The sequence below is a fragment of the Pseudomonas sp. GL_093 genome (assembly GCF_057837605.1).
In genome coordinates this window covers 4,936,435-4,959,887 of sequence record NZ_CM174448.1, presented here as the reverse complement: position 1 = coordinate 4,959,887, position 23,453 = coordinate 4,936,435, and the positions used below count along the sequence as shown (strand labels likewise).

Annotated in this window: 27 protein-coding genes and 3 tRNA genes; 19 read left to right on the top strand and 11 right to left on the bottom strand. The window is 57.7% G+C overall.

Annotation, left to right across the window (positions count from 1 at the left end; genetic code table 11):
- Window positions 1-52: 52 nt before the first annotated feature.
- Window positions 53-1,378 (bottom strand): prephenate-dependent tRNA uridine(34) hydroxylase TrhP, encoded by a 1,326-nt coding sequence (trhP, locus tag AC3IUE_RS22940; RefSeq protein WP_489263835.1) that lies wholly within the window; start codon window positions 1,376-1,378, stop codon window positions 53-55.
- 163 nt (window positions 1,379-1,541) lie between these two features.
- Between trhP and AC3IUE_RS22935 the strand changes: the two genes are divergently transcribed.
- The gene (locus AC3IUE_RS22935) at window positions 1,542-2,603 is read left to right on the top strand and encodes an AI-2E family transporter (protein WP_461999279.1); all 1,062 of its coding nucleotides are present in this window, start codon (window positions 1,542-1,544) and stop codon (window positions 2,601-2,603) included.
- Here AC3IUE_RS22935 and AC3IUE_RS22930 read toward each other — a convergent pair.
- From AC3IUE_RS22930 to AC3IUE_RS22920, 3 genes are all read right to left on the bottom strand, one after another.
- Entirely contained in the window at window positions 2,600-2,782 is a 183-nt protein-coding gene (locus AC3IUE_RS22930) for a hypothetical protein (protein WP_056740211.1), read from the bottom strand. The genes AC3IUE_RS22935 and AC3IUE_RS22930 overlap by 4 nt on opposite strands.
- 100 nt (window positions 2,783-2,882) lie before the next feature.
- Window positions 2,883-3,077 (bottom strand): hypothetical protein, encoded by a 195-nt coding sequence (locus AC3IUE_RS22925; RefSeq protein ID WP_003179723.1) that lies wholly within the window; start codon window positions 3,075-3,077, stop codon window positions 2,883-2,885.
- A 235-nt stretch (window positions 3,078-3,312) separates the two neighbouring features.
- A complete protein-coding gene (locus AC3IUE_RS22920; RefSeq protein WP_056740212.1) occupies window positions 3,313-3,678 on the bottom strand; it encodes a hypothetical protein in 366 nt (121 codons plus the stop codon).
- A 245-nt stretch (window positions 3,679-3,923) separates the two neighbouring features.
- Between AC3IUE_RS22920 and AC3IUE_RS22915 the strand changes: the two genes are divergently transcribed.
- Together AC3IUE_RS22915 and AC3IUE_RS22910 are read left to right on the top strand one after the other, a co-directional pair.
- Window positions 3,924-4,775, top strand: coding sequence for a shikimate 5-dehydrogenase (locus AC3IUE_RS22915; protein WP_489263834.1), 852 nt, complete (start codon window positions 3,924-3,926; stop codon window positions 4,773-4,775).
- A gap of 12 nt (window positions 4,776-4,787) precedes the next feature.
- Window positions 4,788-5,306: a cupin domain-containing protein gene (locus AC3IUE_RS22910; RefSeq protein WP_489263833.1), complete on the top strand. Its 519-nt coding sequence runs from the start codon at window positions 4,788-4,790 to the stop codon at window positions 5,304-5,306.
- A gap of 168 nt (window positions 5,307-5,474) precedes the next feature.
- Here the strand turns inward: AC3IUE_RS22910 and AC3IUE_RS22905 are convergent, their stop codons facing one another.
- A complete protein-coding gene (locus AC3IUE_RS22905) occupies window positions 5,475-6,122 on the bottom strand; it encodes a YceH family protein (protein WP_489263832.1) in 648 nt (215 codons plus the stop codon).
- Between the two features lie 307 nt (window positions 6,123-6,429).
- On the opposite strand from AC3IUE_RS22905, the gene AC3IUE_RS22900 reads away from it, so the two are divergent.
- The 6 genes from AC3IUE_RS22900 (at window position 6,430) to AC3IUE_RS22875 (ending at window position 11,594) form a co-directional block, all read left to right on the top strand.
- Window positions 6,430-7,407: an NAD-dependent epimerase gene (locus tag AC3IUE_RS22900; protein WP_056740453.1), complete on the top strand. Its 978-nt coding sequence runs from the start codon at window positions 6,430-6,432 to the stop codon at window positions 7,405-7,407.
- Window positions 7,408-7,455: 48 nt separating this feature from the next.
- Window positions 7,456-8,196 (top strand): glycosyltransferase family 2 protein, encoded by a 741-nt coding sequence (locus AC3IUE_RS22895; RefSeq protein WP_461999273.1) that lies wholly within the window; start codon window positions 7,456-7,458, stop codon window positions 8,194-8,196.
- Window positions 8,193-8,471, top strand: coding sequence for a lipid-A-disaccharide synthase N-terminal domain-containing protein (locus AC3IUE_RS22890; protein WP_008148397.1), 279 nt, complete (start codon window positions 8,193-8,195; stop codon window positions 8,469-8,471). Before AC3IUE_RS22895 ends, AC3IUE_RS22890 begins: the two co-directional genes overlap by 4 nt.
- Window positions 8,472-8,474: 3 nt before the next feature.
- On the top strand, window positions 8,475-9,995 hold the full coding sequence (locus AC3IUE_RS22885) for an ArnT family glycosyltransferase (protein ID WP_056740220.1): 1,521 nt from the start codon (window positions 8,475-8,477) through the stop codon (window positions 9,993-9,995).
- A complete protein-coding gene (locus AC3IUE_RS22880) occupies window positions 9,992-10,930 on the top strand; it encodes an SdiA-regulated domain-containing protein (protein WP_489263831.1) in 939 nt (312 codons plus the stop codon). Before AC3IUE_RS22885 ends, AC3IUE_RS22880 begins: the two co-directional genes overlap by 4 nt.
- Window positions 10,931-11,084: 154 nt before the next feature.
- Window positions 11,085-11,594 (top strand): DUF1993 domain-containing protein, encoded by a 510-nt coding sequence (locus AC3IUE_RS22875; RefSeq protein WP_008148402.1) that lies wholly within the window; start codon window positions 11,085-11,087, stop codon window positions 11,592-11,594.
- Window positions 11,595-11,667: 73 nt separating this feature from the next.
- Here the strand turns inward: AC3IUE_RS22875 and sstT are convergent, their stop codons facing one another.
- Window positions 11,668-12,900: a serine/threonine transporter SstT gene (gene sstT, locus AC3IUE_RS22870; RefSeq protein ID WP_056740223.1), complete on the bottom strand. Its 1,233-nt coding sequence runs from the start codon at window positions 12,898-12,900 to the stop codon at window positions 11,668-11,670.
- Window positions 12,901-13,180: 280 nt separating this feature from the next.
- Between sstT and AC3IUE_RS22865 the strand changes: the two genes are divergently transcribed.
- Window positions 13,181-14,335, top strand: coding sequence for an MFS transporter (locus AC3IUE_RS22865; protein WP_056740225.1), 1,155 nt, complete (start codon window positions 13,181-13,183; stop codon window positions 14,333-14,335).
- Window positions 14,336-14,339: 4 nt separating this feature from the next.
- Here AC3IUE_RS22865 and nhaR read toward each other — a convergent pair whose 3' ends face one another.
- Window positions 14,340-15,239, bottom strand: a complete 900-nt coding sequence (nhaR, locus tag AC3IUE_RS22860; protein WP_008148408.1) for a transcriptional activator NhaR — start codon at window positions 15,237-15,239, stop codon at window positions 14,340-14,342.
- A gap of 134 nt (window positions 15,240-15,373) precedes the next feature.
- On the opposite strand from nhaR, the gene AC3IUE_RS22855 reads away from it, so the two are divergent.
- Together AC3IUE_RS22855 and AC3IUE_RS22850 are read left to right on the top strand one after the other, a co-directional pair.
- Window positions 15,374-15,616, top strand: a complete 243-nt coding sequence (locus tag AC3IUE_RS22855) for a hypothetical protein (RefSeq protein ID WP_046047583.1) — start codon at window positions 15,374-15,376, stop codon at window positions 15,614-15,616.
- Window positions 15,617-15,644: 28 nt separating this feature from the next.
- Window positions 15,645-16,394 (top strand): TerC family protein, encoded by a 750-nt coding sequence (locus AC3IUE_RS22850; RefSeq protein ID WP_046054156.1) that lies wholly within the window; start codon window positions 15,645-15,647, stop codon window positions 16,392-16,394.
- Window positions 16,395-16,471: 77 nt separating this feature from the next.
- Here AC3IUE_RS22850 and AC3IUE_RS22845 read toward each other — a convergent pair whose 3' ends face one another.
- Window positions 16,472-16,639: a hypothetical protein gene (locus tag AC3IUE_RS22845; protein ID WP_489263830.1), complete on the bottom strand. Its 168-nt coding sequence runs from the start codon at window positions 16,637-16,639 to the stop codon at window positions 16,472-16,474.
- Window positions 16,640-16,863: 224 nt separating this feature from the next.
- Between AC3IUE_RS22845 and AC3IUE_RS22840 the strand changes: the two genes are divergently transcribed.
- The 3 genes from AC3IUE_RS22840 (at window position 16,864) to AC3IUE_RS22830 (ending at window position 18,066) form a co-directional block, all read left to right on the top strand.
- Window positions 16,864-17,532: a peptidase C39 family protein gene (locus AC3IUE_RS22840; RefSeq protein WP_489268926.1), complete on the top strand. Its 669-nt coding sequence runs from the start codon at window positions 16,864-16,866 to the stop codon at window positions 17,530-17,532.
- A gap of 94 nt (window positions 17,533-17,626) precedes the next feature.
- Window positions 17,627-17,833, top strand: coding sequence for a DUF6021 family protein (locus AC3IUE_RS22835; protein ID WP_489263829.1), 207 nt, complete (start codon window positions 17,627-17,629; stop codon window positions 17,831-17,833).
- A 17-nt stretch (window positions 17,834-17,850) separates the two neighbouring features.
- A complete protein-coding gene (locus AC3IUE_RS22830; RefSeq protein ID WP_074878456.1) occupies window positions 17,851-18,066 on the top strand; it encodes a hypothetical protein in 216 nt (71 codons plus the stop codon).
- A 51-nt stretch (window positions 18,067-18,117) separates the two neighbouring features.
- Here the strand turns inward: AC3IUE_RS22830 and pbpG are convergent, their stop codons facing one another.
- From pbpG to folD, 3 genes are all read right to left on the bottom strand, one after another.
- Complete coding sequence (gene pbpG / locus AC3IUE_RS22825; protein WP_489263828.1) at window positions 18,118-19,056, bottom strand: D-alanyl-D-alanine endopeptidase; 939 nt, start codon at window positions 19,054-19,056, stop codon at window positions 18,118-18,120.
- 175 nt (window positions 19,057-19,231) lie between these two features.
- The gene (gene mddA, locus AC3IUE_RS22820) at window positions 19,232-20,032 is read right to left on the bottom strand and encodes a methanethiol S-methyltransferase (RefSeq protein ID WP_489263827.1); all 801 of its coding nucleotides are present in this window, start codon (window positions 20,030-20,032) and stop codon (window positions 19,232-19,234) included.
- Between the two features lie 204 nt (window positions 20,033-20,236).
- A complete protein-coding gene (gene folD / locus AC3IUE_RS22815) occupies window positions 20,237-21,091 on the bottom strand; it encodes a bifunctional methylenetetrahydrofolate dehydrogenase/methenyltetrahydrofolate cyclohydrolase FolD (RefSeq protein ID WP_008148421.1) in 855 nt (284 codons plus the stop codon).
- A 279-nt stretch (window positions 21,092-21,370) separates the two neighbouring features.
- Here folD and AC3IUE_RS22810 point away from each other — a divergent pair.
- The 4 genes from AC3IUE_RS22810 (at window position 21,371) to tig (ending at window position 23,435) form a co-directional block, all read left to right on the top strand.
- A tRNA-Arg gene (locus tag AC3IUE_RS22810) sits at window positions 21,371-21,447 on the top strand.
- 40 nt (window positions 21,448-21,487) lie between these two features.
- Window positions 21,488-21,563, top strand: a tRNA-His gene (locus AC3IUE_RS22805).
- A 54-nt stretch (window positions 21,564-21,617) separates the two neighbouring features.
- A tRNA-Leu gene (locus tag AC3IUE_RS22800) sits at window positions 21,618-21,702 on the top strand.
- A gap of 422 nt (window positions 21,703-22,124) precedes the next feature.
- Window positions 22,125-23,435: a trigger factor gene (tig, locus tag AC3IUE_RS22795; RefSeq protein WP_046047576.1), complete on the top strand. Its 1,311-nt coding sequence runs from the start codon at window positions 22,125-22,127 to the stop codon at window positions 23,433-23,435.
- The last annotated feature ends 18 nt before the right edge of the window (window positions 23,436-23,453 follow it).

Genomic DNA, 23,453 nt, shown 5'->3' with positions numbered 1-23,453 from the left:
CCGTCATCGCGAGCAAGCTCGCTCCCACAGGGGAGGTGTGTGTTCTTGATGATCATGTGACGCTGACATCGCGCATCAACAACCCAAACCGCAAATCCACTGCATCCGGAATCGGCAAGTACACGGTGTGCCCGTCCCCCGGCGCCACCTCGATCGGCTCGCCTTTAACGTTTTGCAGCTCATGCAAGTCGAATTGGAAGTTGCCCTTGGGCGTCATCAGTTCCAGGCGGTCGCCCAAACCAAATCGATTCTTCACCTTGATCTCCGCCATCCGGTCACGCCGCTCGCCGGTCAGCTCGCCGACAAACTGCTGCCGCTCCGACACCGAACTGCCGTGCTGGTAGTTCTGGTATTCGTCATGCACATGCCGCCGCAGAAAACCTTCGGTGTAGCCGCGCTGGGCGAGGGATTCCAGATCCGTCATCAGGCCGCGGTCGAACTCGCGACCAGCCACCGCGTCGTCGATTGCCCGACGATAAACCTGAGTGGTCCGCGCGCAATAAAAGTGGGATTTGGTCCGGCCCTCGATTTTCAGTGAGTGCACGCCCATCTGCGTCAGACGCTCGACATGCTGCACCGCGCGCAGGTCCTTGGCGTTCATGATGTAAGTGCCGTGTTCGTCTTCGAAGGCCGGCATCAGTTCGTCGGGCCGATTGGCTTCCTGCAACAGGAACACCTGGTCGGTCGGGGCGCCGATGCCCAGGGTTGGTTCGGGCTGGAAGGTCTGAACGATCTCGCCGAGCTGATTTTCCGTGGCCTCTTGCGCCGAATATTTCCAGCGACAGGCGTTGGTGCAACTGCCCTGATTGGCGTCGCGCTTGTTCATGTAACCCGACAACAGGCAGCGACCGGAGTAGGCCATGCACAAGGCGCCGTGGACGAACACCTCCAGCTCCATCGCCGGGACTTGCTCGCGGATTTCGGCGATTTCTTCCAGGGACAGTTCCCGCGACAGGATGATCCGGCTCAAGCCTTGTTGCTGCCAGAACTCGACACTGGCCCAGTTCACCGTGTTGGCCTGTACCGAAAGGTGAATCGGCATCTGCGGATAATGCCGGCGAACCAGCATGATCAGGCCTGGATCGGACATGATCAGCGCGTCCGGCGCCATGGCAATTACCGGCGCCAGGTCTTTGAGGAAGGTTTTCAGTTTGGCGTTGTGCGGGGCGATGTTCACCACCACATAGAAGCGCTTGCCCTGAGCCTGGGCCTCGTGGATGCCGAGGGCCAGATTGGCGTGATCGAATTCGTTATTGCGCACCCGCAGGCTGTAGCGCGGCTGACCGGCGTACACCGCATCGGCGCCGTAGGCGAAGGCGTATCGCATGTTTTTCAGGGTGCCGGCGGGGGCGAGCAGTTCTGGAGGCAGGAGAGTCATGGCAGAGTCGGTCACAAAAGCCGCCGAGAGTAAGCGGCTTGCCCATGGGGTTCATTGATCTGGATCTATGCTTGATGAACAAACGGATGGCACTCGCGCGAACCGTGGCGGACTAAGCATCAGGACACGACATTGTGTCCTTGCGGACTGACATGGATCGGACATGAACGAAGAGACAGTACAAAACAAATCACTGGTGATTTTGCTGGGGCTGGTCACCGCCGCGTTCATCTGGATTTTGCTGCCGTTTTACGGCGCGGTGTTCTGGGCGGTGATCCTCGGCATCCTCTTCGCGCCCCTGCAGCGACGACTGCAACTGAAGTTCGGCTGGGAGCGCAACCTGACGTCGCTGCTCACCCTGAGCATCTGCCTGGTGATCGCGATTCTGCCGGTGATCGTCCTCAGTATCTTGCTGGTCCAGGAAGGGGCTGCGGTGTACAAGAGCATCGAAAGCGGCGAACTGGACATCGCCGGGTATGTGACGCATTTCAAACACAGCCTGCCGCCGTACTTCCAGCACTTGCTCGATCGGGCCGGGGTTGGCGAGCTGGAAGGGCTGCGAGAGAAGATCATCAAGAGTGCGGTGACAGGCAATGAGTTTATCGCCACTCAAGTCTTCAGTGTCGGTCAGGGTACGTTCGATTTTGTGGTGAGTTTTTTCATCATGCTCTACCTACTGTTCTTCTTTTTGCGGGACGGCGCCGAACTGGCCCGCAAAGTACGCGCTGCCGTGCCGCTGCAAGAGCACCAGAAACGTCGTTTGCAACTCAAGTTCAATCGCGTGGTTCGGGCGACAGTGAAGGGCAACCTGCTGGTGGCGATCACGCAGGGCGCATTGGGCGGTTTGATTTTCTGGTTTCTGGATATTCCGAGCGCGCTGCTCTGGGCGGTGCTGATGGCGTTTCTGTCGCTGTTGCCAGCAGTGGGAGCGGGGATCGTCTGGGCGCCAGTGGCGGCGTTTTTCCTGTTCACCGGGGCGATCTGGCAAGGCGTGGTGTTGGGGTTGTTCGGGGTTTTTGTGATCGGCCTGGTGGATAACGTGCTGCGACCGATCCTGGTGGGCAAGGATACCAAGATGCCGGACTATCTGATCCTGATCTCGACCCTTGGCGGTCTGGCGATCTTCGGCCTCAATGGCTTTGTGATCGGGCCGCTGATCGCTGCGCTGTTCATGTCGAGCTGGGCAATCTTTATTGAAACCAAGCCGCGGGTGCAGCTGCCTTAAGCGCTGAGATGGCCTTGGCCAATACGTTGCGACAGTGCCTGGGCGGCCGGCAGCGAGGTGAGCGGACCGCTGATCGGTTCGCCGTCCTGCACCAGGTACCAACAGGCGAGCAATCCTAGCTCTCTAAGCGGTGCGGGAACGGCGCTGCCGATAACGGACATGATCTGGACCTGGGACATAAGTACCTCCATTAATCTATGGAGCTACCTTACGGAACGGACACTTGGACGGACAATCAACGCTTTCGATAGTCGTCATTGACGCCAATGAGTCATCGGTTCAGTCGACCACCAGGTCCAGCATATGAACCACTTCCTGCTCGTTGAGCAGGCCTTTTCGCACCAGGTTTTCTGCCAGCAGCGAAAGAAACTTGGCGCTGCGATGGCCTTCCAGGTGCTTGAGTTCGGTCAGTGCGTTGTACACCTTGCTGGAAGTGCACAAGCCGACAATGCGGTGCGGGTTTTGCGTGGGCATGAGGTCGTCCTTGTTTTTATCAACCTGTTGTTAACGGACAGGTCCAAGATTGCGGACCCGACATGACATAAATATGACCGTTTTCCCCAAAGCGGGGGAAGGATGGCGAGTCAATCTTGCCAACTTGCACCGCAAAGACTGTCCCGACAGCGACCTTGGCGAGATTTATCCAGACCTCTGCCGACGGACGGTCACAAAAAAGGCCCCGCTGTTGAGGCGGGGCCTGATGATTCCGTTACCAGCGGCCATAGCCGTGGGGAGGGCCGTAGTAACCGCGCGGTGGACCGTAATAACCACGTGGCGGGCCGTAATAAACCGGCGGCGGGCCGTAATAGACCGGTTGTTGCACATAGACCGGTGCCGGCTGGTAATAAACCGGTGGGGGTTGTTGCACATAAACCGGTTGTGGCTGAGCGTAAACCGGTTGCTCTACATAGACCGGGCGGTTGCTGTTGATGATGGCCGAACCGACGATGGCCGAGCCAACGATTGCGCCAAATACCGCTGGACCTTGCCAACCGCCACCGCCATGCGCTTCTGCCTGCCCTGCGATAGCAAGAGCACCGATCAGCAAGGCTACTGTGGGGATTTTACGGATCATGATAGTTCCTCGGTTCTTCGACCCGGCGCTTGTGTCTGCAATAGACCCAAGGATTGTCGCGGGGATACTTCTAAGACAGCGTTTTTTTCAAAATCAGCACAGCCGTTGGGTAAATTTTGTGTAAGGTCTGTACCAGCTTCTTTACGATCCAATGAGGCCGCGTGCAGACACGCCGTTATGATCGATCAGACCCGATGGATTGGCTAATCCCGTCCATCTGAAAGTGCTATTCCAGGAGATTTTTCATGCAGATGAACCCCAACAAAGATACCCAGCTGTGCATGTCGCTTTCCGCACGTCCCGGGAACTTCGGTTTGCGGTTTCACAATCATCTGTATGAGCAATTGGAGCTGAATTTTTACTACAAGGCCTTCAGCAGTCAGGATCTGCCAGGCGCCGTTGGCGGTATTCGCGCCTTGGGGATTCGTGGTTGCGGCGTGTCGATGCCGTTCAAGGAGGCCTGCATTGCCCTGGTCGATGAACTGGACGCCTCCGCTGCGGCTATTCAATCGATCAACACCATCGTTAACACTAACGGCCATCTCAAGGCTTACAACACCGATTACATCGCGATCGCCCAGTTGCTTGACACCCACCAGGTGCCGAAGGAATTGACCTTTGCCCTGCGCGGCAGCGGCGGCATGGCCAAGGCTGTGGCCAGCGCCTTGCGCGATGGTGGCTACAAAAATGGCCTGATCGTCGCCCGTAACGAGCGTGCCGGACGGGCGTTGGCCGACTCGCTGGGCTATCGATGGCAAGCGGAGCTGGGCTCAGAGCGGCCGCAGATGCTGATCAACGTCACACCGATCGGCATGAACGGCCCTGAGGCCGATCAGCTGGCGTTCGATGCTGAAACCATCGCTGCTGCCGAGACTGTCTTCGATGTCGTGGCAGTCCCCTCGGAAACACCGTTGATTGTGCGCGCTCGTGCTGAAGGCAAGCGAGTGATCACCGGGCTGGAAGTGATCGCGATCCAGGCGCTGGAGCAGTTCGTGCTGTACACCGGCGTGCGGCCGACCGATGAGCAGTTTCACAAAGCCGTGGAATTTGCCCGCAATGGCCTTGGCTATTCTGGTGCCCGGCAAGCGAAACCGTGACTGAGGTGACTCATGCATCCTGCCATTCTTAATCTGGATCAGGCCGAGCTTGAACCGCTGCCCGAAGCGTTTGCCCCGACGGGAGATACCGCCGACCGCTATCGGCAACGGCAGGCGCGCATCGGCCAGCAACTGGGTGCGCAGAAGCTGGGTTATCGCCTGTACGCGCTGGAACCGGGGATGCGAGGCAGCCCGTTTCACAGTCATCGGGTCAACGAGGAGATGTTTTACATCGTGGCCGGGGAAGGGGAGATTCGCTTGGGCGCCGAGCGCTTTCCCGTTCGCGCCGGTGATGTCATTGCCTGCCCGCCGGGCGGCCCTGAAGCCGCGCACCAGATCATCAACACCAGCAACGCTGAGCTGCGCTACCTGGCGGTCAGCACCCAGCAATCACCCGAAATTTGCGAGTACCCGGATTCCGGCAAGTACGCGGTGATGGACGACTTCAAGGTCGATGCCGAGGGCAATACCTCGGGCTTCGTCGCCGTCGCCAGGCCGGCCGACGGCGTGGATTACTGGGACGGCGAATAATCGCGGCCTGTAGCAGCTGTCGAGCCTGCGAGGCTGCGTTCGGCTGCGCAGCAGTCGTAAACCCTGCATGTAAGATTTTCCTGAAACACCGCATCGCTTGATTTAACGACTGCTGCGCAGCCGAACGCAGCCTCGCAGGCTCGTCAGCTGCTACATAGACCGTGTTGTTTATTCGAGGCGGGCCAGACGCTCTTCCAGCGCCGCAATTCGCGCCTCCAGCTCTTCGATCCGCTCAACCGATACGCCGCCACCCGCGCCACGCTCGGTCGGGTTCTGCCGTGCCGCCAGGATCACTTCGATGTCCGCCGGGTCGCCCAAGGCGTGCATGTAGCGGTCTTCACGCTGACCGGCCTGGCGCGGAATCAACAGCGCCAGACCGCGAGCGATCAAGCGTTCCAGTTGATGCACCACCTGTTCGGCATCTTCGAAGTCATGCATGCGGCCGCTGCGGGTCAGCAGTTCATTGACCGTTTGCGGACCGCGCAGGAACAGCAGCCCCGCAAGAATGACCTGAGCCGGCACCAGTTCCAGTGCCTTGTCGACTTTGTGTTCCCAGCGATCCGCACGGCTGCCCATCACCAGTTTGGTGAAGCCGCGTCCTTCGAGGGCGCGCAGGCTCTGGCCGACCTGACCCTGGGTCAGGTTCATCACCGGCTCGCGGCTGGTTTTCTGGTTGCAGGCAATCACCAGCGCATTGAGCGTCAGCGGATAGGTTTCCGGGCTGGTGGCCTGTTTCTCGATCAACGAGCCCAGTATGCGGATTTCCGTGCTGTTAAGCCGCGGCTCGTCTAAGGTCATCTCTTGCTCAGTACTCATGGCTCTTTATCCTTCCCGGAGGCAATTTTTGCTCCTGCTGGCATGCACTTTAGATTGACGTGTGTCAATGGCAACTGAATTCGTCACGCCTTCTTGGCAATCATCACAAAACCTAAATGAATAATTAACGCTATTTTTACAATCCGACGAGCAACGTATGCAGGGCCGAGAACTGGCGGACCTCATTGTGGGCATCCGGTAGTTCTCCCATCGACGATATAAGCCTTATTGACTGGACTATGGAGCAAAGCATGAAGCTGACGTGGGTATTGGCCAAAAACAGTGCGCTGACCGGCGCGTACTCCTGATGACCGTTCTGGTCACTGGCGCTGCCGGTTTCATCGGGTATCACACTGTTAAGCGTTTGTGCCTGGAAGGCCTTGAAGTCATCGGAATCGACAACCTCAACGACTATTACAGCGTTGAGCTTAAACGCGCACGGCTCAACGAGCTTGCATCCTTGCCAGGCTTTCGTTTTCAGACCCTGGATATCGTCGACAAACCGGCTTTGATGGCGTTGTTCAAAGAACATCGTTTTACCGAGGTTGTGCACCTGGCGGCCCAGGCGGGAGTTCGCTATTCACTGGATAACCCGGACGTCTACGCGCAATCGAACCTGGTGGGTTTTCTGAATGTGTTGGAAGCTTGCCGTCACTATCGTCCCGAGCACCTGATCTATGCATCAAGCAGTTCGGTGTACGGTACCAACAGCAAAATGCCGTTCAGTGTTGAAGACGCTGTCGATCATCCCATTTCACTGTACGCGGCCAGCAAACGTGCCAATGAGTTGCTGGCTCACAGCTACTGTCATTTGTATGGGCTGAAGGCCAGCGGCCTACGCTTTTTTACCGTATACGGACCTTGGGGGCGCCCCGACATGGCGCTGTTCAAGTTCACCGAAGGGATCCTCAACGGCCTGCCGATCGATATCTATAATCACGGCCAGATGGCGCGCGACTTCACTTACATCGATGACATTGTCGAAAGTGTCGCCCGTTTGCGCCCACGGCCGCCGATCCCGGATGGGGAGGGCGACGGCGTTAACCGGATTTTCAATATCGGGCGTGGCATGCCGGTAGCACTGCTGGAATTCGTCGATTGTCTGGAATCGGCGCTGGGGATCAAAGCGCAGCGCAACTTTTTACCCTTACAGCCTGGTGATGTGGTCAAGACCTGGGCTGACGTGTCGGCATTGACCCAATGGGTCGACTTCCACCCTCAGGTGACGGTGGAAGAGGGTGTAGCGGAATTTGTGAAATGGTATCGCCACTTTTATCAGAGATGAAATGTTCGCCCTTGATAATAAGAAACCAAGGATTAAAGGGGGGACCCTATGAGTCATGAAATTTTTGTATCTGTACTGATTCCGGCAAAAAATGAAGCAAACAACCTAAAGCCCTTGATTGAAGAAGTGCGCATGGCCTTGGCCGATGAGGCGTACGAAATCATCGTCGTGGACGATGGCAGTACCGATGCCACTTTGCACGAACTGCGGCAGATCAAAAACAACGGCCTGAGCACGCTGCGTATCCTGCGTCATGAGCGTTCGCTTGGGCAAAGTACCTCGCTTTACCATGCGGCATTTGCTGCCAAGGGGCAGTGGCTGGCTACGCTCGATGGTGACGGCCAGAACGATCCTGCGGACATCCCCGGGATGTTGGCGTTGGTGCGCGGTGAACAGGGGCTGGCCGGCATTCAGTTGGTGGCCGGGCACCGGGTTAATCGTCGAGACAACGCGAGCAAGCGCTGGGCTTCGCGGTTTGCCAATGGATTGCGCAGCCGCATGCTCAAGGACCAGACACCGGACACCGGTTGCGGATTGAAACTGATCGAGCGGGCGGCGTTTCTGCGCCTGCCGTACTTCGATCATATGCATCGGTACATTCCTGCACTGATCCAGCGCCACAACGGCCGAATGATCACCCATCCGGTCAACCACAGGCACCGCACGGCCGGGGTCTCCAAATACGGCAACCTCGACCGTGCCCTGGTGGGCATTCTCGACCTGATCGGCGTCTGGTGGCTGATCCGGCGCACGCGCCTGAACGCCAATGCGCAGGAAATCGAAGGATGAATCTCTCCCGTGAAACCCTGTGGCTGGTGGTCGGCTTCGCCGGCCAGATAGCCTTTACCGGTCGCTTCGTCCTGCAGTGGCTGTACAGCGAATACAAGAAACGCAGCGTGATTCCAGTGAGTTTCTGGTACCTGAGCATCGTCGGTAGCGCCCTGCTGCTCGCTTATGCCATTTACCGGGAGGACCCGGTGTTCATTGCCGGTCAAGCCTTTGGCTCGATCGTTTATCTGCGCAATTTGCAGTTGATTGCCCGCAGCAAACACTTAAAGGACTGAGTCATGCGCAGAACGTTATCACCCCGGGTCGAATGCCTGGGTTTGATGTTGCTCGCCCTGGTTTTGATCGGTGCCGGGCTGGGGCTACGTCAGCCGCAGAATGTCGACGAGGAGCGATTCCTTGGCGTTGCGCTCGAGATGCTGCAGCACGGCTCGTGGCTGATTCCGCACCGTGCGGCAGAGATCTATGGCGACAAGCCGCCGATTTTCATGTGGACCGTGGCGTTCTTCGCCTGGCTCACCGGTAAACCCTCCATCGCCCTGTACCTGCCGGGGCTTCTATCGGCCGTGACGGTTACCGCAGTGGTCTATGACCTGGGCCGCCGGTTATGGAATCAGCGTGTCGGTCGGATGGCGGCGCTCTTGTACCTGGCGACTTATCAGACCTATAGCATCCTGCAGACCGGCCAGATCGACAGCTTTTTGATTCTGTTCACCTCCGTGGGCATGTACGGCCTGGCGCGGCACCTGTTGCTCGGGCCGGCCTGGCGCTGGTTCTACCTGGGTTGCGCCGCCATGGGTATTGGTGTGATCACCAAAGGGGTTGGCTTCGTCCCGGCCCTGATGCTGATTCCGTATGCCTACGCGGTACGCAAAGGTTGGCCCGGTGTGGTGGCCATGCCGGGCGAGGCGCGCAAGTGGCTGCTGGGATTGTTGGTCATGCTGGGCGCCATCGCGATCTGGTTACTGCCCTTGGCCTTGTCCATCGCGCTCAATGGCACTGCTGACGAGATCGCCTATGCGCGAGAAATTCTGCTGCGCCAGACCGCGGGACGCTATGCGGCCGCCTGGGACCATCGCGAGCCGTTCTGGTATTTCTTCGTTCACGTGATCCCGCAATATTGGCTGCCGCTGGTACTCGCGTTGCCTTGGCTGGTGCCCGCTTGGCGCCGGCAACTGCACAAGCGCGACGGCCGAGTGCTGGTGCTGCTGGGCTGGGTCGTGCTGGTGGTACTGTTTTTCTGTATCAGCAGCGGCAAGCGCAAGTTGTACATCTACCCGGCGCTGCCCGGGCTGGTGCTGGTGGCTGCACCGCTGATTCCCTGGTTGCTCAAGCGCTGGTTCAGTCAGCGTCCGCGTGGTCGGCGAGTATTCCAGGCGCTGGTCGTGACCTGGTTTGCGCTTTGGATTGCCCGCGGTTTCATCGAGCCGATCAAGGACGGTCCCAACCCTCATGAGGCGCTCATGGCGCAGGCGGCGACCATGACCCAAGGCGCCGACCTGGTGTTGGTCAATTGGCGCGAGGGCCATTGGCTGTTCGCGCGACAACCGATCGTGCACTTCGGGATGGTCGGCTCCACGGTCGAGCAGGCGGCACTGTGGCTGCGCGAACACCCTCAGGCGTACGCGTTGGTCCCCGACGAACTGTTGAGCCAGTGTTTCAATCCCCAGGCCGCGCGTGAGTTGGGCGAAACCTCCCGTGCACAGTGGTCGATCGTCGGTGCCGATGCCGATAACGGCCAATGTCATCCGGCAAAACCCGTCAATGTCTATCGATTTACTTGGGATCGGAAAAAAGCATGAGCAAAACAGGGAAGGTTGGCGTTCTGCTGATCGCCGTGCTGGTCGGCGTTAGCGTGGCTTCCGTTCATTTTAGCTGGCACGGGCAGTTGTACGCGCACTGGCATAACAGCTGGTATGGCAATCAGGCGCCAGACAAAAATATCTGGCTGCCAGACTACAAGGTCGCGATCGAAGGCAAACCGATCCCGGGCATCACCGATTTGTCCGGGCTCGCCTATGACCCTGATCACGACCGCTTGTTGGGTATCACCAATGGTGTGCCTATGGAAATTCTGGCGCTGACCCGTGACGGCGATTTGATCGAACGCTACCCATTGATCGGTTTCGAGGACACCGAAGGCATTGCTTACATGGGCAAAGGGCGGGTGGTCATCGTTGATGAACGAAAGCAGCGGCTGCACATTTTTACCCTTCCGGACACCGCTGGACCCATCCGTGAAGAGCAAACCGAATCACTCGCCATTGAGATCAACCTGAGCCAGCATAACAAGGGGTTTGAAGGTGTGACCTATGACCCGGCCAATGACCGCATCTTCGCCATCAAGGAGCGTGATCCGCGGCAACTGTACTCAATCACCGGCATGCTCGGCTCCATCGGCAGCCGAATGCAGATCCGTATCAAGGACTTGACGACCTGGGTCGACCGCGGCGTTTTCAGCAAAGACCTTTCCGAGGGTTACTACGATCCTCGGACCGGCCACTTACTGTTGCTAAGCGAAGAGTCCAGCAACGTGACCGAACTGGACCAGCAGGGTAACTTCGTCAGTATTCTCTCCCTGCGCGCCATGGCGGGTGACCTCAAGCATACGCCGCCGCAAGCCGAAGGCATGACCATGGACAACGCAGGCGAGCTTTACATTGTGAGCGAGCCCAATCTGTTTTACCGGTTCACTCAATCGAAGGCCGGTCTGTCGGCGAGTGCAGAAAAACACTGATGAAGTTGAAGTTTTCATGCCGGCAAGGGGCTAACGTGCGCAGATCGTTCAGAGGTGCGCTGCGTTTCCCCACCGGATAAAAGACCCGCCGCAGGGGGGCCGCGCATGGCTATAATCGCCCCACGTTTCCCTCCTGTCACAACACGAGACTGCCATGACTATTTCCCTGTACGCCGCTTCCGTTCCGGTTTTCAAACAAATGCTCAACGCCCTGAGCGACGTTTTGAACAAGGCCGAAGCCCACGCCACCGCCAAGAACATCGATCCAAATGCTTTCCTGCAAGCCCGTCTGTACCCGGACATGTTCCCGCTGGTTCGTCAGGTGCAGATCGCCGTTGATTTCGCCAAGGGCGTTTCCGCGCGTCTGGCCGAAGTTGAACTGCCGAAGTACGACGACACCGAAACCACCTTCGCCGAGCTGCAAGCGCTGATCGCCAAAGTGCTGGCCTTCATCGGCGAGATCAAACCGGAACAGATCGACGGCAAGGAAGGCATCGAAATCATCACCCGTCAGGGCACGCCGAAAGAGAAGCGCTTCACTGGCCAGGCTTACCTGCTGAGCTACGGTCTGCCGCAATTCTTCTTCCACGTCACCACCACCTACGCACTGCTGCGTCACAACGGTGTGGAAGTGGGCAAGCGTGATTACATGGGCGCGTTCTAAACCGCCCGGATATACAAAAGCCCGCCAAGGTTCGACCTTGGCGGGCTTTTTTTGGTGAGTCTTTTGATCTTTGTTACGCCAGACGTTGGGCTTTCTCGTCTTCACCCAGGCACGCCGCCGCGGTGAACAGTACGTCGGTGGAGGAATTCAGTGCGGTTTCCGCCGAGTCCTGCAACACCCCAATAATGAAACCGACCGCCACCACCTGCATGGCGATTTCACTGGGGATGCCAAACAGGCTGCACGCCAGTGGAATCAACAGCAACGAGCCGCCAGCCACACCCGAAGCTCCACACGCACAGATCGCCGCGACGACGCTCAGCAGGATGGCGGTCGGAATGTCCACGGCGATACCCAGCGTATGCACGGCCGCCAGGGTCAGCACGGTAATGGTGATCGCCGCGCCGGCCATGTTGATGGTCGCGCCCAACGGGATCGAGACCGAGTAGGTGTCTTCGTGCAGGCCCAGGCGCTTGCTCAATTCCAGGTTGACCGGAATGTTCGCCGCCGAGCTGCGGGTGAAAAATGCGGTGATGCCGCTTTCGCGCAAGCACATGATCACCAGTGGATACGGGTTGCGGCGCAGCTTCCAGAACACGATGACCGGGTTCATCACCAGCGCTACAAACAGCATGCAGCCCAGCAACACCGCCAGCAGATGCACGTAGCCGATCAAGGCACCGAAACCGGAGGTGGCGAGGGTCGACGCCACCAGGCCGAAAATGCCCAGCGGCGCAAAACGAATCACCAATCGCACGATCAAGGTCACGCCATTGGACAGGTCACCCAGCACCTCGCGAGTGGTGTCACCGGCATGGCGAATGGCAACGCCCATCCCGATCGCCCACGCCAGAATGCCGATGAAGTTGGCATTCATCAGCGCGCTGACCGGGTTGTCGACCACGCTCAGCAGCAGACTTTGCAACACTTCACTGATCCCGCCCGGCGCGGTGACCGCAACGTCGTGAGTGGCCAATACCAGGCTCGAGGGGAACAACGTACTGGCGACAACGGCCACCACCGCCGCCGCAAACGTTCCCAGCAGATACAGAAACAGAATCGGCCGGATGTGGGTTTCCTGGCCGTGCTTATGGTTGGCAATCGAGGCCATGACCAGCACGAACACCAGAATCGGCGCGACAGCTTTAAGCGCCGATACGAAGACTTTGCCGATAAACGCGGTGGACTTCGCCACCTCCGGCGCGAACAGGGCCAGGGCAATCCCGGCGATCAGGCCAATGATGATTTGTGTGACCAGGCTTAAGCGTTTCAGGCGTAACCATAGCGAAGGGGATGAAGCGGTCATAAAACGGCATCTCTGATTTTTTTAGGTGCGGGGTATCGCGACATCAATGCCAATCAATGGCCGATGAACAGGGTGTACATATCGCAGGGCGCGGACTTTATCACAGCGTGGTCTTCATCCTTCAGACCTGTGACGATCTGCCACCCGCGGGGTCAACGAGATCGGCAGGTTCGTGCAACCCTGATCGGAAACACTCTGTTAAGATTCGCCATCCTCATTTTCAAGTCATGCCAGTGGGCCTTCGGGCTAGCGCTGGTGTCGTCGTTTTCTGGAGTTCTGCATGCTGTTGCCCATCCTTCTGTTGTCTGCTGCCGGTTTCACGGTGCTGACCACGGAATTCATCATCGTCGGCCTGTTGCCGGCGATCGCTCGAGACCTTGAAGTCAGCATCCCCCAGGCGGGTTTGCTGGTGACCTTGTTCGCCTTCACGGTCGCCGCATTCGGGCCGTTCCTGACCGCCTATTTCGCAAGGTTCGAGCGCCGCAAATTGTTTATCTCGGTGCTGATCATGTTCGGCCTGGCCAACACCCTCGCGGCGTTTGCCCCGAACATCTGGGTGATGTCCGTCGCCCGATTGATCCCCGCGTTGGGGTTGCCAGTGTTCTGGGCGCTGGCCAGTGAAACCGCGGTGGACATTGTCGGCCCGGACTACGCGGGTCGCGCCATCGCCAAGATTGGTTTCGGCATTGTCTGCGCCACGGTGTTTGGCATTCCGGTGGGCACACTGATCTCCGATGCGTTCGGCTGGCGCAGTGCCTTCGGCATTCTGGCGGTGATCGCGTTTGCCAAGGCGTTGCTGCTGTTTATCTACCTGCCGAAAACCAATCTGCATCAGCATCAGGTGAGCTTTCGCTCGCAGTTCAGAATCCTGCGCAGCCCGCTGATGGTGGGGCATGTGCTGCTGTCGATCCTGGTGTTCAGCGGCATGTTCACCGCTTACACCTATCTGGCGGACATTCTTGAACGCCTGGCCGGTTTCAACGGCACGGTGGTCGGTTGGTGCCTGATGGGCTTCGGCGCGGTCGGGCTGATCGGCAACTCACTGGGCGGCCGCGCGGTGGATCGTCATCCGTTGATCGCCTCGATGATGTTCTGCGCGTTCATGATCGCCGGCCTGGTGGCGTTGGTGCCGAACATTCATTCGCCGCTGGGTCTGGCTGCGGCGATGGGGATCTGGGGCGTGACTCAGGCGGCGTTGTTCCTGGTCAGCCATGTGCGATTGATGAAGGCTGCACCCGAAGCACCGGCGTTCGCGGCATCGCTGAACATTGCCGGGGCTAACCTCGGGATAGGCCTGGGCGCCATGATCGGCGGTAGGGTCATCGACGGTGTAGGCCTGCAAGGTCTTGGTTTCGCGGCGGCCGCTTTTATCCTCGCCTCGATCCTCTTGGCCATCGCGCTGATGACCTTCAAGCCCCGCGAAGTCTGCGCCTGATACCTCACATCTCGGTGAACAGCTCGCGTCGGGCACCTTCGGTAATCGCGACAATGCCGGGGTGCTTGACCTTGCGTTCCACCGAAATGGCGTAGAACGACTCGGTCACCGCGTCGGTCTGGCCAATCAATTCCACGCCGTATTGGCGTATCACTTCATCGGCAATCACGCTCGGGCCGATGAAGATCCCGCTGCCGGATTGGCCGAACGCCTGCATCAAGGCGCTGTCGTCGAACTCGCCGACGATGCGCGGCTGGATCTGTTGCTCGGCAAACCAGCGCTGCAAGCGACTGCGCACCACGGTCTCCGGCCCTGGAATCAACAGCGGTGCGCCGTGCAGGCTGCGGGGGAAATCCTGACCGTATTGCGCCGCCAGTTCAGCAGTGGCGAAGAAACTGATCCCGCATTCCCCGAGTTTCTGGCTGTAGCCCTTGATGTCCAGGTGCGAGGGCATCGGGCTGTCGGAGATCACCAGATCGAGCCGCTGGATCGCCAGGTCGGCGAGCAGGCGTTCCAGTTTGTCTTCGCGACAGGTGATGCGCAGCGGCTCGCTCAATTCCATGGTCGGCGCAATCAGGCGATAGACGATGGATTTGGGCACCACGTCGGCCACCCCTACCCGAAACAGAATCTGCTGTTCATTGGGCTGTGCTCGCAGCATCAGCTCCAGTTCGCCGCCCAGCTGAAACATTTGCTCGGCGTAGGGCAGGGTCTGACGCCCGGCTTCGGTGAGTTCCAGCTGCCGGCCGACCCGGCGAAACAGCTCGATGCCATAGGTTTGTTCGAGCAGGGAAATCTGCCCGCTGATGGTCTGCGGCGTCAGGTTCAGCTGCTCGCAGGCGCGCACGATGCTGCCGGTCTTGGCCACCACCCAGAAGTAATGCAGCTGTCGATAGTTGAGCATGGCGACCTACAGTTCGTTAAAACCGAAGTATAACCGCTAAAAATACGAATTTTCCTGAAGTGTTTGCCTCCTTAGAATGCCCAGCTATCGACGGGTGGCCTTTTCGCCCTGTCTGTTCTATCGAGGAAAGCATCATGAAGCTTAAAACCACGGCACTGTTGATCACGTCTTTACTGGTATTGGCCGGTTGTGACCAGGCCGAAAAAAGCGCTCAGCAACTGATGGGCAAGGCTGCCGAAACCGCCAAGCAAGCGATCGACGACACCCACAAAGCCGCAGAGCAGGCAATCAGTGATGCCACGGGCGGGCTGATCAGCAAGAAAGAACAACCGGCCAAAGAAACGGACAAAACCGAATCTACGTCCCAGGAAATCTAAACCGTCTTAAAAGAGTCAGGACTGACCCATGGAATACCTTTTAGAACTTGCTGCAAGCCCCACCGCCTGGGTTGCCCTGGCCACGTTGATCGTCATGGAAATCGTACTCGGCATCGATAACCTGATCTTCATTTCGATCCTGACCAATAAACTGCCCGAGCAGCACCGGCAGAAGGCGCGGCGCATTGGTATCGGCATGGCGCTGATCCTGCGACTGGCGCTGTTGAGCACCATCGCGTTCATCGTCCAGTTGACTGAGCCTGTGATCGATATCTTCGGCCAGACGTTCTCCTGGAAGGACATGATCCTGATCGCCGGCGGCCTGTTCCTGTTGTGGAAGGCGACCACCGAGATCCATCACAGCATGGACCCGGCACCGGATGATCCGACGTCGGCCACCTCGACCGTGACCCTGGGCTTTGCCGCCGCGATCGGTCAGATCCTGCTGCTGGACATGGTGTTCTCCATCGACAGCATCATTACCGCTGTCGGCATGACCGAACATTTGCCGATCATGATCATCGCGGTGGTGGTGTCGGTACTGGTGATGTTGCTGGCGGCTGATCCTCTGGCCAAGTTCATCAACGACAACCCGACGGTGGTGATGCTGGCGCTGGGCTTCCTGATCATGATCGGCATGACGCTGATCGCCGAAGGTTTCGGCGCCCATGTACCGAAAGGCTACGTGTATGCGGCCATGGCGTTCTCGGCGACGATCGAGGGTTTGAACATGATGTCGCGACGGGCAAAGCAGAAGCGTATCGCCGCTGAAGCATAACCTGCGTTAAACGAAACGGCCGCCTGCGCTCGAAAGAGCCAGGCGGCCGTTTTTGTTTGAATACATAAGGGTGTCGGTCAGTGTGCGGTAGCGTGCTGCTCAGCGGATTTATCGGCTTTCGCCACCGGCGTCGACTGAGCCGGATGATGGTGCCGGCGAGTAATGCGCAGGACTCCCCATAACATGGCGGTGGCAACGGCCAGCCAGCCAGAAATCAACATCACAATGGTCATTGTCAGGCTCATCAGTGCCTCCTCTTCGCCCTGCTGCGGGCACACACTCTTTGCACATGACAGTCTAGTCGCTGCTGTGTTTCAGGCTATTGACCAAAGGTCAGCTGTCACCAATCAGTTCGCTCTATCGAATCCCGTCATCTGCCGGTTAAGGCTATACCGCTGCCGCGCGGCGTCCTATGATCGACGGCCAAGCCGGGAGCCGAATGCCTGGCGTCTAGATCAAGAGAGTGATGATGGTGCGGGTATTTTCTCGAATTCGATCGTTAGTGCTGGTCGTTGGCTGCGTGGCAGGTCTGGCTGGCTGCGCGGGTGTGGCGCCTGAAATCAAGCGCCTGCCGGAGCGTGTCGAGCTCAGTGGCACGTTCTACCGTGGCGTGGCGAATCAGAGTGGGCCGCAAGTGCTGGCCAGCATGTTGTCCCAGCAAGGCATTGTGATTACGCCAGGTTTGCTCGAAAAACCGTTGCATTTGCCGGGTGCCGAAGCCCAGTTGCAGCAGAACATGCAGAACCTCGCTCGCGAGTACGGCATGGTCGTCTATCCCCTCGACAGCAATCTGCCTGCACTGTTGACCCAGGTGGCGGCCGGTTACCCGGTAATGGTGCGTTTCACGGAAGGCTCGGCGTTCTGGGCTGAACCGCGTTACGCCATTCTTGCCGGGTACAACCGCCAGAAGCAGACGGTGCTGCTGCGCTCGGGCATGAATCGTCGGGAGTTGATGGGCTTCGGTTCGTTTGAATCAGCGCTCAAGGATGCCGGTGGCTGGGCCGTGCTGATCCAGAAGCCGAATCAACTGCCGGCCAATGTCGATCAACAACGATGGCTCAAGGCAGCGAGCGACCTTGCTCAGGCAGGTCAGGAGCAGGCGGCTGCCAGGGCGACGAAAGCGCTGAACGCACGATAAGTCCGTTCGTCATCTGTCGGGCACCCCTGGACTTTGCCGACCTCTAATGAAGTAGGGCCCGGATTTCTCCGGGCCAGACTCAAAGGAGGCGCCCATGGCACATTCCACCACCCCCGTCGGCCCGCACTCGTCTGAGCATTCTTCGGGTGATGAGTTGGGTTTCGATCCCGATTCGCCGGACCTCGCCGATCCTCAGGTCGACCCCATCGGACCTGCCAAGGCGCCCAGGGATGTGAAGCCGGGCGACAACTCCAAGGCTCCCGCGAAGCCTTACGATCCACTCGCCGATCTGAAACTCTGAGCTTGAGTGAGGTGCGTATGTCTACTGATTCGAGTTTCAACGACAAACGTCCGGACAGCGTTCCAACCACCCCGGAAAAGGACATCGATCCCGTGATGGATCCGAACGATCCGTTAAGGGATCCCTTGGCGCGTCCGATGGTTGTGCCAACGGAACATCCCCACGGCACGAGAGATCCGAGTGCCGGGGATGGCATTCCAGATGACGACCAGATGCCGTTGCCCAATGACTGACGCCGGACGAAAAAAAGCCCCGAATATTCGGGGCTTTCTTTTATCGTTTAGTTATTTCGACGCTTCAACCACGCCGCTCTGACGATGCTTGAGGTTCTTGTCGGATTTGTACTGCAAGGCTACAGACGGCACTTTCGTGCCTTGGCCGGTTTCCACCCAGCTGCGAATACGGCTGGCATCGGCAAAGTGTGTGTATTTGCCGAAAGCATCGAGGATGACCAGCGCAACCGGGCGATTGCCCATGCTGGTGACCAGCACCAGGCAGTGACCGGCCTCGTTGGTGAAGCCGGTTTTCGTCAGTTTGATGTCCCAGTTCGGTTTGTTGACCAAATGATCGGTATTACGGAAACCCAGGCTGTAGTTGGGTTTACGGAACGAGACGGTTTTTTCCTTGGTGGTACTTAGCTCAGTCAACAGTGGGTACTTGTGCGCAGCGATCAGCAGTTTGCTCAGGTCGCGAGCCGTGGACACGTTGCGAGGGGAGAGACCGGTGGGTTCGACGAAGTGCGTGCTGGTCATGCCCAGTGCTTTCGCTTTGGCATTCATTGCGGCAATGAACGCGACGTAGCCGCCCGGATAGTGATGGGCCAGGCTTGCGGCAGCGCGGTTTTCCGAGGACATCAGGGCAATCAGCAGCATTTCCTTGCGCGGCATTTCGCTGTTGAGTTTCACCCGGGAAAACACACCTTTCATTTCCGGGGTGTCACTGATGTTGATGTTGATGTATTCGTCCATGTTCTGTCTGGCTTCAACCACGACCAGGCCGGTCATCAGTTTGCTGACGGAAGCGATCGGCACCACCACGTCAGGATTGCTGGCATAGATGACTTTGTTGGTCTGCAGATCCATTAGCAATGCGCTGCCGGAGGCGATCTTCAGTGATGACGTATCTCGCGGCGCCGAAGTGGTGTCGGCAGCGTTGACCATTGGCGTGGTGAAAGTCCCTGTAAATGCAAAAAATAGGCTCAGGATGGAAAGACGGATTTTCACGCTGGCGAACTCATAAGGGTGGATATGCCGTTTTGTTACGGGCTGTTTCTTAAAAACGACGCATTTTAGGAGTATGAGCCACGAAAGCGCTAGGCGCCTGTATGGCGATTGCATTATATGAAAAAAAATTTAAAGTTTTTGATGCCTGCCCTTGGTGAGCAGGCGCCGGATTGACTTACTTTTGATCGTTGCGCCGTGGGTCGGGTTTGCGTTTGATCAGAGGCACCAGCATTGCGACGTTCTGCTGATAGCGTCGGTATTGCTCCCCAAACAGATCCACCAGATCTTTCTCTTCAAAATGCACCCCAATCAGGATGTAGAGAGTGTTGAGCAGCGCAAACAGTAGATGTCCGGCTGTCATGTCGGGTGTCGCCCAGAACACCATCACAAACCCCAAGTACATCGGGTGGCGAACCAGCTTGTAGAGTAATGGGGTTTTAAAGGCGGGGTTCTCGGGTCTGGCGGGGTAAAAGGCGCTGAGTGCCTGCTTTATGCCGAACAGTTCGAAATGGCTGATCAGGAACGTCGCGAGCACGACCACGCCCAGGCCCAGCCAAAATAAAGCCATGAGTAATCCGTGGCCCCATACAGACGTTACGCGCCAGATGGACGTTTCCATGGGTTGCCATAGCCAGAACAGCAGCGCGAGCGGCAGGCACGTCGACAATACGTAGGTCGCGCGCTCGATGGGGGGCGGGACGAACCGGGTCCACCAGCGCTTGAAGCGTTTTCGCGCCATGCCGCTGTGCTGTACGGCAAACAGCGTAATCAGCAAGGTGTCGACGAGGGCAGCCACGGGCCAGTCGAGGCTGGAGCCGGAGTTAATGTCTTTGGGCACTCCGATGCCTGAGAGAAAACCCGTCAGGTAAAGCGCGGTGAGCAGAAAACACAGGTAACAGAAGAGGCTGTAAAGCAGGCCAGCGAGTTTTCCAGTGAAAACGAAAAAACGATGGTGAGTCAGGCCGCGGGGGTTCATAAATGATGCCTTTTCAGCGTCGCGCGTACTTCCCGATTCGCGTCTACGGTTTATGGGATGTTTCGATAATCAGTCTAGGACGATTTAAGGTTTTCGCCGTTGCTCTGTCTGGCAGTCCTTCAGGGGTATTACTTGTTCCATGGCTGAAAACAAGAAACCCCACCAGCGGCGGGGTTTCTTGTGTGTTCGGCGTAGCCGGTGGAATCAGCTGTGCAGTGTTTCGGCTGCGTACAGCGTGTTTTCCAGCAGGCAAGCGCGGGTCATCGGGCCAACGCCACCCGGGACTGGAGTGATCCAGCCGGCGCGGGGCAGGGCGGTGTCGTAGATCACGTCACCGACCAGTTTGCCGTCTTCCTGGCGGTTGATGCCGACGTCGATCACGATCGCGCCTTCCTTGATCCACTCACCCTTTACCAGCCCCGGCTTGCCGGCGGCGACCACCACCAGATCGGCGCGACCGACGTGGCCTGCCAGATCCTTGGTGAAGCGGTGGGTGACGGTCACGGTGCAGCCGGCCAACAGTAATTCCATCGCCATCGGGCGGCCAACAATGTTGGAAGCCCCGACAACCACTGCGTCCATCCCGTAGAGATCGACACCGGTGCTTTCCAGCAACGTCATGATGCCTTTAGGCGTGCACGGACGCAGCAGCGGAATACGCTGGGCGAGGCGGCCGACGTTATAAGGGTGGAAACCGTCGACGTCCTTGTCTGGACGAATGCGCTCCAGCAATTTGGAGGCGTCCAGGTGTTCAGGTAAAGGAAGCTGAAGCAGAACGCCGTCAATCGCCGGGTCGTCGTTCAGGCGATCGATCAGATCGGTCAGCGCTTCTTGAGTGGTTTCGGAAGGCAGGTCGTAGGCTTGGGAAATGAAGCCGACCTCTTCACAGTCTTTACGCTTGTGCGAGACATAAACCTGAGAGGCAGGATCGCTGCCGACCAGGATCACCGCGAGGCCGGGCGTGCGCAGACCTTGCTGGCGACGCTCGTTGACGCGTTTGGCGATCTGCTGGCGCAGGCTGGCGGCGATCGATTTGCCGTCGATTAGTTGTGCAGTCATTGCGCGTGATTAACCATCGAGAGGGGAAAAAAAGAGAACGCATTCTCGCATGTCATGAGGTGAGGGCAAAGGCGCTTGGTCTGCAAATTCCCCTAACCCCTTTAATTAAATGAATTTTTTTTAAAAAAGAGTTGACGACCTTCAGGGTCACCTATAACATTCGTCGCACTTGTCGGGCACAGCCTAGCACTGGTTAAGAAGGTCGAGCAGAGTTGATGTTTAATTCGGTGAGACTGAAAGCACTTAGTTTGTAATCGTCCAAGAATACAGATTAACAAGGCGCCCGTAGCTCAGCTGGATAGAGCATCCGCCTTCTAAGCGGATGGTCGCAGGTTCGAGTCCTGCCGGGTGCGCCATTAGGCAGCTTTGGCACAAGTAACGCAACATGGCAATATGGTGGGCGTAGCTCAGTTGGTAGAGCACGGGATTGTGACTCCCGTTGTCGAGGGTTCGATCCCCTTCGTCCACCCCATATTTAGAAAGGCGCCAGATTAACAGTCTGGCGCCTTTGCTTTAAAAGCTTGATGCGGATGTGGTGGAATTGGTAGACACACTGGATTTAGGTTCCAGCGCCGCAAGGTGTGAGAGTTCGAGTCTCTCCGTCCGCACCATTACAAACAGCTATTTAATAGCAGAAAACGGCGCAGCACCTGAAAAGGGCTGCGCCGTTTTTGTTTTAGAAGTCTGAATTTTCAAAGCGGCCGCAGGTTCTGGGTCGAGAGGGCGGCTCGGATCGTCGGATTTATGTTTCTCGATGATGCTGGCTCGCCCGTTGGTCCCCTCGTGGGGTCGACTGTCAGGGATGGATTGCCGATGCCTTCTATATATAGAAGGATTGGCGCAGAGCCCTGGCATGATTGGCTGTATTTGCTAACAGGGCGAGGCACAACCGTTTGTCCCCGCCTATAAATTGCCTGCTGCTTTTTTACCCGTTTTCAGTAGGGTGACTTCTTGAGTTTGACCCACTAGAATGCATGCCCTTGATTCTGGGGTCGGAAACGGCCGGCTAACGTCTGTGCAACGAGGAATATCCATGCAAGTTTCTGTTGAAAATACTTCTGCTCTTGAGCGCCGCATGAGCATCACCGTGCCGGCTGAGCGCATCGAGACTCAGGTCAACAAGCGTCTGCAGCAGACTGCCCAAAAGGCCAAGATTGCTGGCTTCCGTCCAGGCAAAGTGCCAATGAGTGAAATCAAGCGCCGTTTTGGTGCTGATGCACGTCAGGAAGCCGTTGGCGACGTGATCCAGTCTTCTTTCTACGAAGCTGTTGTTGAACAAAAGCTGAACCCGGCTGGCGCTCCTTCGATCGAGCCGAAATCGCTGGAAGCTGGCAAAGACCTGGAATACGTCGCGATTTTCGAAGTGTTCCCTGAGTTCACCGTTGCCGGTTTCGAAGGTATCGCGGTTGAGCGCCTGAGCGCTGACGTGGCTGATGCCGATCTGGACAAAATGCTGGAAGTGCTGCGCAAGCAGAACACCCGTTTCGAAGTGGCCGATCGCGCTGCTCAAAACGAAGACCAGCTGAACATCGATTTCGTTGGCAAGGTCGACGGTGAAGTGTTCGCTGGCGGTTCCGCCAAAGGTACTCAGCTGGTTCTGGGTTCCGGCCGCATGATTCCTGGCTTTGAAGACGGTCTGGTTGGCGCTAAAGCCGGCGAAGAGCGCGTTCTGAACCTGACCTTCCCAGAGGACTATCAGAACCTCGACCTGGCAGGCAAAACTGCTGAGTTCACCGTGACCGTGAACACTGTTTCCGAGCCAAAACTGCCAGAACTGACCGAAGAATTCTTCGCTCAATTCGGCATCAAGGAAACGGGTCTGGAAGGCTTCCGCACCGAAGTTCGCAAGAACATGGAGCGTGAACTGCGTCAGGCGATCAAATCCAAGGTCAAGAATCAGGTAATGGATGGTCTGCTGGCCACCAACCCGATCGAAGTGCCTAAGGCTCTGCTGTCCAACGAAGTTGACCGTCTGCGCGTGCAGGCTGTTCAGCAGTTCGGTGGCAACATCAAGCCTGAGCAACTGCCGGCCGAGCTGTTCGAAGAGCAAGCCAAGCGCCGCGTTGTGCTGGGTCTGATCGTGGCTGAAGTGGTCAAGCAATTCGACCTCAAGCCTGACGAAGCCCGCGTTCGTGAAATGATTCAGGAAATGGCTTCGGCTTACCAGGAGCCTGAGCAGGTTGTGTCTTGGTACTACAAGAACGACCAGCAACTGAACGAAGTTCGTTCGGTTGTGCTGGAAGAACAAGTTGTGGATACTGTTCTGCAGAAAGCTAGCGTGACCGACAAATCGGTCTCTTACGAAGAAGCAGTCAAGCCGGTAGAAGCTCCACAAGCCGACTGATCGTTTTTGCGGTAAGAA